Below are 13,837 nucleotides of genomic sequence, written 5' to 3' on the forward strand. Positions count from 1 at the left end.
CATGAACAGCCCCACCCGCATCCTGGTTGTGGATAATTACGACAGCTTTGTGTACACCCTTGTCGGCTACCTGCAGGAGCTCGGCGCGGAAACAACGGTTGTACGGAATGACGACGTCACCCTTGAGGAGGCGATCGCCCTGGCGGAAGTGCGCGACGGCGTGCTGATTTCTCCCGGGCCGGGCGCTCCAGAAGAAGCCGGTGTTTGTATTGACCTGATCAAGTGGTGCGGTGAGAACAACAAGCCGATGCTCGGGGTCTGCCTGGGTCATCAGGCACTCGCCGAAGCGTACGGTGGTTCGGTTACGCACGCGCCGGAACTGATGCACGGCAAGACGTCCCTGGTTGAGCACGATTCGACCAATGTCTTCCAGGGGCTGAACTCCCCCCTTACGGCGACCCGCTATCACTCGCTGGCCGCGGTCGGTGACGTCCCTGGTGAACTGCGTGTCACAGCGCAAACGGCCAGCGGGGTCATCATGGGTCTGGAGCACCGCTCCGCTCCCCTGTGCGGCGTGCAATTCCACCCGGAGTCCGTGCTGACCGAGGGTGGCTATAGGATGCTGGGCAACTGGCTTGAGCAGACTGGTCTCGCCGGCGCGGCGGAGCGGTCAGCTACCCTGAGCCCGCTTATTCACCAGCAGGTCGGATCCTGACCCTTCCGGAGTTGGCATTTTACGGGTCGTTATTCCCCTGCCCCTGACCACGCCCGCGTCCCTGGTTCCCGGGTTCTTCTTCCTCCTCAGGGGGAGGCGGCGCAGCGGTGGTGGGAGCGGCAGGTGCCGCAGGCTCTGCGGCGGGAGGCTCAACGGCTACGTAGATCACTACCTCACTGCCCGGTGCGACGTTGGTGTTCTCGTCCGGTTCTTGCCGCACTACAAGCCCAGGCTCGACGACGGCGTTCGGCTCCTCTTCGATGCGCGGCACCAGCGCCCGGGTGGGATCTTCGAGAATAGCCACGGCTTCATCTCTCGTGAGACCGACGACTCGCGGAACCGTCACCTGGCCAGTGGAGAGCACCAGGTTCACTTCCGAGTCGGCAGGGACCGAAGAACCCAGTGCCGGCTCGGTTGCGATGACCCGACCGACCGGAACCGTGGCGCTATTGGTTTCGCTGACACTCCCCCCGCGCAGACCGACCGACTCGAGCGCGTCCCTGGCGGAGGACTCCGTCATCTGGAAGATCTCTTCCGGGATGGTTCGGTTGGCAGGGCCCTTGGATATCTGCAGCGTCACCAGCGAATCAGGTTCCACTTCACTGCCCGCGCTGGGGTCGGTGCCGATTGCAAGGCCGGATTCGACCTCATCGTGAAAGGTCTGTTCGACCTGCGGGCGCAGGCCCACAGCGGTAAGCGCGTTACTCGCATCGGTTTCGGTCATGGAATCAACATCCGGCACTGACGTGAGTACCGGCTCTTCCGGTTGGGCATTGAGGATTCCGAAGTAAGCAACGCCGCCGGCAGTCAGCAGCAGAGCCAGCAGCACGAGCAACACTGCAATCCAGCCTCGACGCCGCGAGCGCCGCCGATCATCGGCGTCATGACGACTCTGCGCCGCATGAGCCGCCGGGAGCGAGCCGGTTTCTTCGTTCACTGCCAGGGAATCCGCTGCGATGCTGCCGCCCGCCGGCACCTTCGCCAAGGCCCTTGTCTGTGGGGCGTCGTCGTCGTCCGCGCGTGGCGCGACCGCGGCCATTGCTTCAGTCGGAGCGGCTTGTGCACCGGGCCGAATGCCCTTGCGCGCATCAAGCAACGCCGATCGGAAATCGGCTGCGGTTTGGAAGCGATGTGCTCGGTCTTTCTCAAGCGCAATGTGCAGCACGGCTTCGATTGCCGGCGGGATGCTTCCGTTGATTTCCCGGGCAGGAGTGGGCTTCTCCCTGACGTGCTGGTAGGCAACCGAAACAGGGCTGTCCCCAATGAAGGGCGGTCTTCCGGTGAGCAGTTCGTACAAAAGGCAACCCGCGGAATACAGGTCACTACGGGCGTCGACGGTCTCCCCGCGTGCCTGTTCCGGGGAGAGGTACTGCGCAGTGCCGATCACTGCCTGAGTCTGTGTCATGGTGGCCGCGGAATCGGCAATCGCGCGTGCGATGCCGAAGTCCATGACCTTTACCTGGCCCTCCGGGGTAATCATCACATTGGCAGGCTTGATGTCCCTGTGGACAATTCCCGCGCGGTGGCTGTACTCCAGGGCCGAGAGCACTCCCAGGAGGTAGTCGACGGACGTCTCCGGTGTCAGGTCACCGGCTTTGAGAAGGTCGCGCAGAGTCCGTCCGGCAACGTACTCCATCACGATGAAGGGAACGCGGACGTCGTCGTGATGTTGGCCGTCGATCTCCTCCTCCCCGGTGTCATACACGGAGACGATGGTTGGATGATTCAATCCGGCGACTGCCTGAGCTTCACGCCGGAAACGCGACTGGAACAGCGGGTCCCGGGCCAGGTCCTGCCGCAGCATCTTGATCGCGACCGTGCGCCCGAGCCGGACGTCGCGCCCGAGGTGAACGTCGGCCATACCGCCACGGCCGATCAGTTCACCCACTTCGTAACGCCGGTTAAGGATTCTCTCGCTGCTCACCTGGTGCCCCTTCACATGTCCCTAAGGCTGATCCTGGTTCGGCGGCGGGGTCTGGCCGGGACCAATCGCCGGCGGCGCTTCAGTCTCATCCGGGCCGGATGAGACAACGTAGCGTACAGTGCTGCCGGGTTCTACCTCGGTGCCCTCCGCCGGATCTACCGACAGGACGGTGCCGGCGGCTTCATCCGAAGGTTCAGTGCTGGAACGCACAGCGCTCAATCCCAGATCAGCGAGGGTTTGCTGCAACTGTTCCTCGGTCGCGCCTTCCAGCCCGGCTGGAATCGTCACGGTGTCAGGTGCCTCGGCGAAGGTGACGGTGATTTGAGAACCCGGTGGAAGCGGACCCACGGGATTCAGCGACAGCACGATGCCTGGTTCGAACTCATCTGTGGTTTCGGGTTGCTGATTGACGGAGAATCCAAGTTGATTCAGCTCGGCCACAACCTGTTCGATGGGACGTCCCTGGTAGGCGGCCGCATCGATGATGATGGCCTCCGGCGTCGTCGGTTCAGGGGTTGTCGGCTCGGGCGTGGTTTCCTCCGGCGTCGGGCTTTCACTTTCCGTTTCCGACGGAGATGGCGACGACGAAGTGCTCGGCGCGGCGGAGGGCTCGTCGTCGTCGGCGGTGAGCAGCGGCGTCAGAAGGAACGCAGCCGCCGCAAGCGCCGCGAGGACAAGCAGGACGACGAGTGCGATCAGCCACGGACTGCGCCCCCGTGATTCCTCCTCACGCGGGATCTCCTGGTCAATGTCGTCTTCCTCGCTCCATTCACGTGAAGCGGCGACCGCTCCGGCACCTGCTCCCACGCCGGCAACGGTGGGCAGCGCCGAGGTAGTCGGGGCGGGCACAACGCGGGTGGCGCTGGTCGGCGCCGGCACGGGGGTGGTCAGCGGGCCGGTCGAATCAGTGAACAGCAACATGCCGGGCACGGCGGCCTCTGCTGCACGAATGTCGTTGCGTCGGATGGCATCGACCGCTTCGGCAAGGGCTTCGGCATTGGCGGGACGATCAGCCGGGTCCTTCGCCAGCATGCTGGCGATGAGCGCGCGGACCGGGTGGGGAATGCTCTCCGGGAGATCAGGCGGAGCGTCATTGACCTGTGCGAGGGCAATGGCAATTTGCGACTCGCCGGAGAACGGACGGCGGCCGGCCAGCAACTCATATCCGATGACGCCAAGAGCATAGATATCACTGGAACCGGTGGCAGGCTGGCCGGTGGCCTGTTCGGGGGCCAGGTACTGGGCCGTACCCATTACCTGGCCCGTGGCGGTCAGAGGCACTTGATCAGCGAGCCGCGCGATACCGAAGTCAGTAATTTTCACTCGGCCGTCGGGCATGATCAGGAGGTTTCCAGGTTTGACATCCCGGTGCACCAGCCCCTGCCGGTGCGCCACGCTGAGTGCTGTGGCGGTCTGTCCAATGATCGAAAGGGCACGATCCGGCGCAAGAACCTGCTCGCGCTCAATGATCGTGGACAGGGGCTGCCCCGGGACGAGTTCCATCACCAGGTAGGCGGACCCGCCTTCTTCGCCATAGTCGAAGACGTTTGCAATACCCTCGTGGTTCAGCAGAGCGGTGTGGCGGGCTTCGGCGCGGAACCGATTGAGGAAGCCGGGGTCTCCCGTGTATTCCTCTTTCAGAATTTTGATGGCGACAATGCGACCCAGTACCTGGTCGCGCGCTTTCCAAACCTCACCCATGCCTCCGATGGCGATGCGATCAGTTAGCTGGAACCTGCCGCCTAATGTGATACCTGAAGTAGGTCTCACCTATTCAACACCGCCTCTATGAGTCTCTTAGCGTTTGGACTTGTTAGCTGGGCACCCGTCGCGATGTCGACGTCCTGCATAACGATGGAAACCACTACTTCGGGGTTATCGGCCGGCGCGAAGCCGGTGAACCAGGCATTGTCGCCCTGCTCGGCTACTTCGGCGGTGCCGGTCTTGCCGGCTACCTGTACGCCGGGGACGGCGGCATTCCGCGCCGTCCCGTTCTCAACCACGTTGACCATCCACTCGGTGATTTGGTCCGCGTTCTCAGCGCTGAGCGATTCCCGATAAACCTCAGGCTCCGGTTCGTTGATGATGGAAAGATCCGGAGCGCGGACGGCCTTCACCAGATTCGGCTTCATGAGAACGCCGTCGTTCGCGATCGCTGCACTGACCATTGCCATCTGTAGCGGCGTGACCGCCACACTGAACTGGCCAATGGCAGACTGAGCCAACTGTGCGTCGTCCAATTCGGTCGGAAACTGACTGCTGGCCACGTCGACCGGCATCGTGAAAGATTCACCGAATCCGAAGGCCTGCGCTTGTTCCAGGACGGTTTCCTCGCCAAGTTCCCATGCAATCTGGGCGAAGGGCGTGTTGCAGGACTGTTCAAGTGCGAATCGGAGGTCCGCGGTATCCCGGGCAGCGCACCCGCCGGTTGTGAAGTTGGGGAGTCCAACGTCGGTTCCCGGAAGAGGAAGGACCGGAGGATTCGGGATGGTCGATTCCGCATCGAACTGCCCGGACTCGAGAGCCGCTGCCGCAACGACCAGCTTGAAGACAGAACCTGGAGCAACCAGCGACTGGGTGGCCGGGTTGAAGTAGATGGACAGCCCGGGAACCTGCGAGAGTTGGTCGATATTTTCGACGACCAAGGAGGTGTCATGTGCAGCAAGAAGGTTCGGATCGTAGGACGGCTTGGATACCATCGCGAGAACGTTTCCCGTTGCCGGCTCCAGCACCATGATCGATCCGGTCTGGCCCTCCGGGATCATCTCCCACGCCAGCTGCTGTATCTGCGGGTCGATGGTCAGCTCGACAGAGGCTCCCTGTGCTTCGGCACCCGAGAAGAGCCGCACCATCTGATCAATGAAGAGGTCGTCGCTACTGCCGGACAGTTCCTCATTCATGACGTTCTCCAACTGGGTGGAGCCATTGACGAGCGAGAAGAATCCCGTCAGGTGCGCGTACATTTCCGGTTGGTTGTACGTGCGCTGGTAATTGAACTGGTCGTCGGAGGGCACCGATTCGGCGATAGGGCGACCATCGACGAGGATCGCGCCGCGGTTCTTGCCGTAGTCCTGAAGAATCGTCCGGGTGTTCCAATCGTTGTTCTCCAGGGCGCTGGCCTGGAAGAACTGAACGTAGGTAAGTGATCCGAGGACCAGCGCGAACATGCTGATGGCTACGATCCACGAGCGTCGAATGGCCTGGTTCATGCGCTGACCTCCCTGGTGTTATCCGTTATCGGCGAATTACGGTGTTCTTTGCCTTCCGGGAATGTCTCGCGAATCGGTCCCTTGACTGCCGGTCGACGAGCTGTCTCGGAAATGAGAAGGAGCAGGGCGACGATGATCCAGTTCGCCAGAAGGGACGAACCGCCGGCTGACATGAAAGGAGTTGTGAGGCCGGTGAGTGGAATAAGCCGGGTCACTCCGCCGATGACGACGAAGCACTGCAGCGCGATGGTGAATGACAGGCCGCAGGCGAGAAGCTTTCCGAAACCATCTCGTGTTCCGAGCGCGGCCCGGAAACCGCGCGAGATGAGTAGGACGTAAAGCAGCACAATCGCGAACAGACCGATCAGACCCAGTTCCTCACCGAGCGCGGCGATAATCATGTCGCTGTTCGCGTATGTCACCAGGTCTGGCCTGCCCTGACCGAGTCCGGTGCCTGCGAGCCCGCCATTCGCGAGCCCGAACAGGCCCTGAATGACTTGGCCGCTACCGCCCGGGTTTCGATTGAAGACCTCGGGTTCGAAGGCGTTGATCCAGCTGTCGATGCGTAGCGCTACGTGGCTGAAGAGTTGGAGCGCTACGAATCCGCCAACCGCGATCATTGCCAGGCCGATCAGCACCCAGCTGACCCGGGACGTGGCGACGTAGATCATGGCCATGAATAGGCCGAAGAACAGGATGGACGAGCCGAGGTCGCGCTGGAAAATCAGGACACCTATGCTCACCAGCCAAGCGGCGACCATAGGCGCAAGGTCCCGGAATCGGGGAAGCTGCAGCGGACCCAGTTTCTTGCCCGCAAGCAGGATCAGGTCGCGGTTGGTCGAAAGATACCCGGCAAAGAATATAGCAAGCGTAATCTTCGCAATCTCTCCTGGCTGGAATGTCCCGACCCCAACGTTTATCCAGATGCGGGCACCATTGATCTCCACTCCCAGGGGTGTCAGAGGGAGCAACAGTAGACCGGCGCTCACGATCAGAGAGATGTAGGTGAACCGGCGCAGGATGCGATGGTCACGAATCACCAGGAGCGTGGCAATCGATACGGCCATCGCCACTGTGGTCCACAGGAACTGGCTGGGCGCCACCGCCCGAGAGTCGGCAGGCAGAGCGAGATCCAGGCGGTAAATCATCGCCAGCCCGATTCCGTTCAGGGCGATGACGATTGGAAGCATTACTGGGTCGGCATATTTAGCCCGGAAGCGCAGAACCACGTGGAAGATCAGCGCAAGCGCCGCCAGCGTCCCTCCTTGGGACCAAAAGGCGGAGTCGAATGGATTCTCTTTGTCGAGGCCGACAAGCCAGTTGGCTCCGATGGCAACGGTGAGGGCCACAAATAATAGGAGAGCTTCGACATTCCGCCGCGATTTGGGAATTGTCAGGACGTCACTCATTCGATTCTCCCTCCGCACAGGGCAGGTTCCCCTGAATCGGCTTCTGCGCTCGCGGACGAGCTGGCGCTTGGCTCAGCACTCGCCGTAGCAGACGCGCGCGCGCTCGGTGAGGGCGAGGGTGACGGAGAGGCCGTCGCAGGCGATGCTGAGCTAGTCGGCGAGGGACTTGGGGAAGGACTGGGTTCGCTCGCAGGAGGGCAGGGAAGCGCGCGCAATGACTCGCGGAGGTCCGCGACGATCTCTTGGGCATGCTGCAGATCACTCGCCGCAAGAGTGTTCTCCAGACGGTTGCGCTGGAACTCGGGAAGGCTTGAGACCGGGATGTCAGTTGTCTGGTCGACGTGGCTGAGGGGTATCGGTCCCAGAGTCTGCGCAACTCCGTTATAGATGACTACCTTGTTATCGGCGGCTGCGACGTAATACCGCGTTTGGGTCCACATGTACCCCAGGGCGAGAACCGCGGCGAGGATCAGCGCCATCAGCGCCAAGGCGGCCGGCAGCAGCCATCGGCGGCGACGCGGTGCGGGTTCCTCGTCTGCAGTGTCGTCGTCGGTCGTCTCTGCAGGGGCAGCCTTGTGCGTCAGCATCATCGCCGCGCGCCGTTCGGTGGATCGTTGCGTAACGATCGGGATTTGTCCGGTCTCGGTCGCGAGTGCCGCTGAGCCAACGAGCGTGTGGGGTCGGGAGGAGAGGTCTTCCCGGATGACGTCCGCCCTGATCGCGGCTCCAGGGGCTTCTTTCTCAACTGGAGAGGCGGCAGTGTCTTTTTCTCCCGCAGCTTCCCGAGCGGGCGGTATCGCAGTCAGGGCAGCGGCACGGAGATCGTCGTCGGTGGCCGTGTCCACATCAACGACGACAACGGTCACGTTATCCGGAGAACCTCCAGCAAGGGTGAGGTCGACGAGGGTAGTGACGCAGGCGGTCAGGTCCTTTGTCTCCCTCACCACCCGTTCGATCGCGGCGTCGCTCAGCACGGCATTCAGCCCGTCCGAGCAGAGGAGCCATCGTTCACCGGGTGTTGCGTCGAAGGTTGTCAGATCCAGTTCCGGACTGGCATCGACGTCTCCGAGAACTCGCATCAGGACGTTCTTGTGCGGGTGGATGTCCGCTTCCTCCGGCTTGAGCCGGCCCTCATCGATGAGCCGTTGCACAAAGGTGTGGTCGACGCTGACCTGCTCGAAGACGTCGTCCTTCAGGCGGTAGGCACGGGAATCGCCGATGTGGGCAAACGAGATCTGCTCACCGTTCAGGAGCATCGCGGTGACTGTAGTTCCCATGCCTGCCAACTGTGGGTTGGTGCTCACCAGTTCGGACAGGAGGGAGTTGGCAGTCTGAATTTCGTCCGCCAGGTGGGTGCCGGCGTCGTCGTCGTAATCCTTGCGGTCAAGATGCACGAGATCAAGGACCGTTGACGCTGAAGCAATGTTCCCGCCCGCATGACCGCCCATGCCGTCGGCAACTACTGCCAGGTAGCGCCCAGCATAGGCGGAGTCGTCATTCTTGGCGCGGACCTTTCCCACATCCGAGCGGGCCGCGAAACGAAAAACCAGGGCCATGGGTCTATGGCCTCAATTCAATGACCGTCTTACCGATCCGAACTGGTACTCCGGGTTCTACCGGCAGCGCGCGGGTCAGTTGGTTCCCGGCGAGGTAAGTCCCGTTTGTTGATCCCAAATCTTCTATGAACCACCGGCTGCCTTGCGGGAACAGTCGGGCGTGGCGGCCGGAGGCATAGTCGTCCTCCAGGACGAGGGTCGCTTCTTGTGCGCGACCAAGGAGGATGGGGCTGGAGGTCAGGTCCAGGGAGGTGCCCCTCAGGGGACCTTCCGTGACAACGAGGCGTCGTGCCTGGGCCTTGGCGGGAGGCTCGTCAACAAGTTCCGGGTTTTTGCGCGCTTCCCGGGCCGAAGGGGCGCCGGTCCGGTTGCGGAGACCGACGACGAGGTCGCGACGGAGCGCGCTGACGACGCTAAGCACGAGAATCCAGATCAGCAGGAGAAAGCCGTATCTCAACAGCGTTACGGTCAAATCACTCATGCTTGGCGGCCACCGTTCTGCACGGGAACAAGTCGGAAAGTCATGCGTGTGCGGCCCATGGTGATCACGGACCCGTCAGTCAGCTCAGCCTCGCCCTGAACCCGCTGGCCGTTCACGTAGCTGCCGTTCGTCGAGCCCAGGTCCACCGCGCGCGACTGTCCCTGGTCGGTGTGGATCTCGAGGTGGCGTCGGGACACGCCAGTGTCATCGATCAGGATGTCCGCCTCTGACGAGCGGCCGAGCAGTATCGATCCGGCGTGTAGGGAATAACGTTGACCGTCGAGTTCAAGCACCGGCTGGTAGCGCGTGGGCTGACGTCGGGGCGCATTGGGAGCGGCCGGGCGCTGGGATGACTGCTTCTCGGTGGCGGAATCAATTTCAAACACCCCGGGCTTCAGGTTCGAGTCGCGGGTGAATGAAACGCGGACCGGGCCGTGCAGGGTGTAATGCTGGCTGTTGACGTGCTTGATGACGACGTCACACAGTTCCTCGGCCAGCGGCGCTCCCCACTCCTGGGCTAGTGCGAAGTCGGGATCCGACAGACGCGCGGTGAAAACATTCGGTGCAAGGGTGCGTCCCTGGGCAAGCGTCAACGACTTGTTGTCCAACTCCCGGCGGAGTGCACTGGCAATTTCGACGGGTTGTACCTGTGAGCGCGAACCGGTGGAGAAGGCACCACGGACCATCTTTTCGAGTCCGCGCTCGACGTTATCCAAAATGCCCATGTTCTACCTCCTCACCTGCGTTTTTGATTGCCCGAATGCGCTCGCACGAAAGCGCGCGGAGGCGAGCCGGGCGGCTGCTGTCTTGTTTCGATACTACTGGGACGTCCCCTAAATGGCCTTAACCGGGCATCCTGCCCGTCGATAACATTCAACGTTTTGTTCGGCTGCAAAGTTGCGGTGGGTGCCGCAGCTCACACGTTTAGGTGTTTCGGCACGGCTCCGTTATGCTTGTTTCTGCTGATTCGAAGGATTCTTGTAACGGTCCTTGCTCAATATGCGCGAGTGGCGGAACGGCAGACGCGCTGGCTTCAGGTGCCAGTATCCGAAAGGGTGTGGGGGTTCAAATCCCCCCTCGCGCACCAGAGTGAATGCCCCGGCCTCAGGTCGGGGCATTTTCTTTGTCCTCTTCGGTGGCCCATCCTGGGTAGCGGCGGTTGCCAGTCGGGCGCCTCAACGCAAGTCAGCGAAAGTCCCGGGACTTGGTTGTGGCTTTGAGCCGTAGGACCTCGAACTTGTCGGCGACCAGGTTCACGACTCCTTCGTTTGACCGTTCCAGCACACCCCGAACGAGCACGCTGCTGGCCTCCCGGGCGATCCGCCGATACCGTTGCCACACCCCCACCGAGCAGATGACATTCACCAGACCGGTTTCGTCTTCAAGGTTCATGAAGGTGATGCCGCTGGCCGTGGCAGGGCGCTGGCGGTGTGTGACAACCCCACCAACCTCAACCCGCCGACCGGACTCCGCGGAAAGGAGGTCCGCGGCTGTCAGTGCTCCCCGGCGTCGTAATGTGGGCCGGACGTGGCGCACCGGGTGGTCATCTGTGGTGATTCCGGTGGACCACAGGTCCGCTGCAACGCGGTCGACGTCCGTTAGATCCGGAAACAGGGGCGGCTGAATGTACACCGTGGTGCCGTTGATCTGGCCTTCGCGTTCGGTGGAGGCTGGTCCGGCATGCCAAAGAGCCTCCCGCTGGGAGAGCCCCATTGAGTCAAAAGCTCCGGCTGCTGCCAATGCTTCAAGCTGGTTGGAGTTCAGCTCGGTTCGGCGTGCCAGGTCGCCCATATTCTTGAACGGGCCGTTGGCTTCGCGCTCCTCGACGATGGCTTGCGCAAGCTTCTTGCCGATTGACTGGACGCTGTCCAGCCCCAGCCGAACGGCATAGTTTCCGTCCCGGCGATGGGCAGTCGAATCAAAGGGAACAGAGCGATCGAACTTACCTACGGGAGGTTGATGAAACGCAAGGCACTCGTCCGTGCCTGTGGTCCCCGTGCCGGTGGAGTCATGTTCAAGATCCGCATGGGTTCCGGAGAGCAGAATGTCCGGACGAAGTACCGTGACGCCGTGCCGGCGGGCATCGGCCACCAGGGTCTGGGGAGAGTAGAAGCCCATCGGTTGCGCCCGGAGGAGGGAGGCCAGGAAAGCCCCCGGATAGTGAAGCCTTAGCCAGGCGCTGGCGTAGACCAGCAGAGCGAAGCTGATTGAGTGGCTCTCTGCGAACCCGAAGTTGGCGAACGCCTGGATCTTCCGATACACGGAGTCGGCAACCTCCCCGGTGATCCCATTGGACTTCATACCCACGTACAACTTCTCCTTCAGGGAGTCGATCCGCTCAAGCCCACGTTTGGAACCCATCGCGCGACGCAGCTGGTCTGCGTCGGCACCCGAGCAGTTGCCGACCACCATCGCCATTTGCATGAGCTGTTCCTGGAAGAGCGGCACGCCGAGTGTGCGTTTCAGAACCGGTATCAGCTTGGGATGGAGATAACTCTCTTCCTCCTCGCCCAGTTTCCGCTTGATATAAGGGTGAACTGCGCCGCCCTGAATGGGACCGGGGCGAACCAGTGCAACTTCGATCACCAGGTCGTAGAAGCGCCGGGGTTGCAGCCGCGGCAGCATCCCCATCTGGGCGCGGCTTTCCACCTGGAACACTCCGATGGAATCCGCGAAGCACAGCTGGTCGTACACACCCTGCTCTTCCCGCGGCAGGGTGTGCAGTGTCCATGCCTCACCGAAGTGTTTTTTGACCAGGTCGAAGTTGTACTGAATGGCAGCCATGATGCCGAGCCCCAACAGGTCGAACTTCACCAAACCCATCCAGGCGCAGTCATCCTTGTCCCACTGCAGGACGGTGCGCCCGTCCATACGCCCATGCTCAATGGGACAGACCTCGCCGATAGGGCGGTCAGTGAGCACCATGCCTCCGGAGTGAATCCCCATGTGGCGGGGGAACTTCAGCACGCCCTGTGCCAGCTCCACCACCGGCTGTGGAATGTCATGGTCATCGCTGGACACCAGAGCGCCCCAGCGCTCCACCTGTTTGGACCACGCGTCCTGCTGCCCGGGGCTGTGTCCGAGTGCTTTGGCCATGTCGCGGACCGCGAACTTGGGCCTGTACGTGATGACATTGGCGACCTGTGCCGCATTGAACCGGCCGTACTTGTTATAGACGTACTGGATGACCTCCTCGCGGCGGTCGGAGTCGAAGTCAACGTCGATGTCCGGTTCCTCATCCCGCAAGCTGGAAAGGAAACGTTCGAACGGGAGGTCATACAGGATGGAATCCACCGCTGTGATCTCCAGGAGGTAGCACACAGCTGAATTCGCCGCCGAGCCGCGGCCCTGGCAGAGAATTCCCCGCCCGCGGGCAAACTGGACCAGGTCGTGCACGATCAGGAAATAGCCCGGGAAGTCCTTCTCTTCAATAACGCGCAGTTCCTTCTCAATGCGCTCGTGAACATCGGTGCGGCCGGCGTAAAACTTCGCGGCCCCTTCCCAGACAAGTTTCCTCAGCCAGCTCATCTGGGTGTGGCCTTCCGGCAGGTTCAGTTTGGGCAATCCTGGCTTGACGCTGCTGAGCCGGAACGAAAGGTCATCGGCAAGATCCACCGTCCGCGCCACCGCTCCCGGGTAGGCGGCGAAGCGGGCGGCCATTTCCGCGCCGCTACGAAGGTGGGCAGAGCCCGACGCCGGCAGCCACCCATTCATGTCATCAAGTGACCTGCGTGCGCGGACGGCGGCGACGGCGGTAGCAAGCCGGTGCTGTTCCGGCACCGCAAAATGCACATTGTTGGTGGCGACGACAGGCAATCTAAGCCGGGAAGCTATATCCCAAAGGGCGTCATTGTGCGCACTGTCCAGTGGGTTGCCGTGGTCGTAGAGTTCAACGGCGACATTACCCGCGCCGAACAGGTCCACCAGGAGCCGGGTTTCCTGTTCCGCATCCTCGACGCTTCCATTGAGGAGCGCGTGCCGAACGGATCCTTTACGGCAACCCGTCAGGATCATCCAATTGTTATCTGCCCTGCCGGCGAGTTCGGAAAGGTTGTACCGGGGCTTTCCCTTCTCTGCCTCCGGTTTCAGCTGTGCTTCGGTGATCGCCGCGGCGAGCCGATGGTAGCCTTCAGCGCCGCGGGCCAGAACGAGCAGATGCCGACCTTCCGGATCTGGTTCCCCATTCTGGGGTTTGCTCAGTTCCAGTGATAGCTCGGTGCCGTAGACCGTGGATAGCCCGGGGTGTTTCTCCGCCGCTTCAGCGAGGTGCACCACACCGTAGAGGCCGTCATGATCGGTCAGCGCCAGCCCATGGAGTCGCAGGCGGTGGGCTTCCTCAACGAGCTGCTCGGGGCTAGCTGCGCCGTCAAGGAAACTGAAGTTTGAGTGTGCATGCAGCTCGGCGTAGGGCACCACGGGACCCGCCGCTACAGGCTCGGGTTCCTCCGGCGGCGAATATGGATGCCGTTTAAGTGACCACGCAGGGCTATCACCCCCGTCTGCTCCCAAGGGAGGGGAACCGGGGCGGCGGCGGTCGGAAAGGGTTCGTTCGAACTCCGACCAGGAAATAGGGGGATTATTGAAACCCATCAGGGCTCCCCCA

At 62.1% G+C, this 13,837-nt stretch carries 9 protein-coding genes and 1 tRNA gene; 2 read left to right on the forward strand and 8 right to left on the reverse strand.

Annotated elements, in window-relative coordinates:
- The first annotated feature begins 1 nt into the window (after nt 1).
- The gene (locus M1D74_RS00090; protein WP_458116101.1) at nt 2-655 is read left to right on the forward strand and encodes an anthranilate synthase component II; all 654 of its coding nucleotides are present in this window, start codon (nt 2-4) and stop codon (nt 653-655) included.
- 19 nt (nt 656-674) lie between these two features.
- Here the strand turns inward: M1D74_RS00090 and pknB are convergent, their stop codons facing one another.
- Genes pknB through M1D74_RS00125 form a run of 7 tightly spaced genes read right to left on the reverse strand, consistent with a single transcriptional unit; the run spans nt 675 to nt 9,959 of the window.
- Nucleotides 675-2,579 carry a Stk1 family PASTA domain-containing Ser/Thr kinase gene (gene pknB / locus M1D74_RS00095; RefSeq protein ID WP_458116102.1) on the reverse strand — a complete coding sequence of 635 codons (1,905 nt, stop codon included), beginning with the start codon at nt 2,577-2,579 and terminating at the stop codon, nt 675-677.
- Nucleotides 2,580-2,600: 21 nt separating this feature from the next.
- A complete protein-coding gene (locus tag M1D74_RS00100; RefSeq protein WP_309070455.1) occupies nt 2,601-4,349 on the reverse strand; it encodes a protein kinase domain-containing protein in 1,749 nt (582 codons plus the stop codon).
- Nucleotides 4,346-5,788, reverse strand: coding sequence for a peptidoglycan D,D-transpeptidase FtsI family protein (locus tag M1D74_RS00105; protein WP_458116103.1), 1,443 nt, complete (start codon nt 5,786-5,788; stop codon nt 4,346-4,348). The genes M1D74_RS00100 and M1D74_RS00105 overlap by 4 nt, the downstream gene beginning before the upstream one ends.
- Entirely contained in the window at nt 5,785-7,197 is a 1,413-nt protein-coding gene (locus M1D74_RS00110) for an FtsW/RodA/SpoVE family cell cycle protein (protein ID WP_458116104.1), read from the reverse strand. The genes M1D74_RS00105 and M1D74_RS00110 overlap by 4 nt, the downstream gene beginning before the upstream one ends.
- Nucleotides 7,194-8,753, reverse strand: a complete 1,560-nt coding sequence (locus M1D74_RS00115; RefSeq protein ID WP_309070458.1) for a PP2C family protein-serine/threonine phosphatase — start codon at nt 8,751-8,753, stop codon at nt 7,194-7,196. Before M1D74_RS00115 ends, M1D74_RS00110 begins: the two co-directional genes overlap by 4 nt.
- A gap of 4 nt (nt 8,754-8,757) precedes the next feature.
- Complete coding sequence (locus M1D74_RS00120) at nt 8,758-9,234, reverse strand: FHA domain-containing protein FhaB/FipA (RefSeq protein WP_309070459.1); 477 nt, start codon at nt 9,232-9,234, stop codon at nt 8,758-8,760.
- Entirely contained in the window at nt 9,231-9,959 is a 729-nt protein-coding gene (locus M1D74_RS00125; protein ID WP_309070460.1) for a DUF3662 and FHA domain-containing protein, read from the reverse strand. The genes M1D74_RS00120 and M1D74_RS00125 overlap by 4 nt, the downstream gene beginning before the upstream one ends.
- A gap of 276 nt (nt 9,960-10,235) precedes the next feature.
- Between M1D74_RS00125 and M1D74_RS00130 the strand changes: the two genes are divergently transcribed.
- Nucleotides 10,236-10,321 (forward strand) — tRNA-Leu (locus M1D74_RS00130).
- Nucleotides 10,322-10,419: 98 nt separating this feature from the next.
- Here the strand turns inward: M1D74_RS00130 and M1D74_RS00135 are convergent.
- Nucleotides 10,420-13,824 (reverse strand): error-prone DNA polymerase, encoded by a 3,405-nt coding sequence (locus M1D74_RS00135; protein ID WP_458116105.1) that lies wholly within the window; start codon nt 13,822-13,824, stop codon nt 10,420-10,422.
- Nucleotides 13,825-13,837 lie beyond the last annotated feature (13 nt).

Source organism: Arthrobacter sp. D2-10 (genome assembly GCF_054161285.1).

Coding starts and splice junctions, on each gene's coding strand:
- M1D74_RS00110 (WP_458116104.1), bottom strand. CDS start 7,197: ATGAGTGACGTCCTGACAATTCCCAAATCGCGGCGGAATGTCGAAGCT.
- M1D74_RS00135 (WP_458116105.1), bottom strand. CDS start 13,824: ATGGGTTTCAATAATCCCCCTATTTCCTGGTCGGAGTTCGAACGAACC.
- M1D74_RS00120 (WP_309070459.1), bottom strand. CDS start 9,234: ATGAGTGATTTGACCGTAACGCTGTTGAGATACGGCTTTCTCCTGCTG.
- M1D74_RS00105 (WP_458116103.1), bottom strand. CDS start 5,788: ATGAACCAGGCCATTCGACGCTCGTGGATCGTAGCCATCAGCATGTTC.
- M1D74_RS00125 (WP_309070460.1), bottom strand. CDS start 9,959: ATGGGCATTTTGGATAACGTCGAGCGCGGACTCGAAAAGATGGTCCGT.
- M1D74_RS00090 (WP_458116101.1), top strand. CDS start 2: ATGAACAGCCCCACCCGCATCCTGGTTGTGGATAATTACGACAGCTTT.
- M1D74_RS00115 (WP_309070458.1), bottom strand. CDS start 8,753: ATGGCCCTGGTTTTTCGTTTCGCGGCCCGCTCGGATGTGGGAAAGGTC.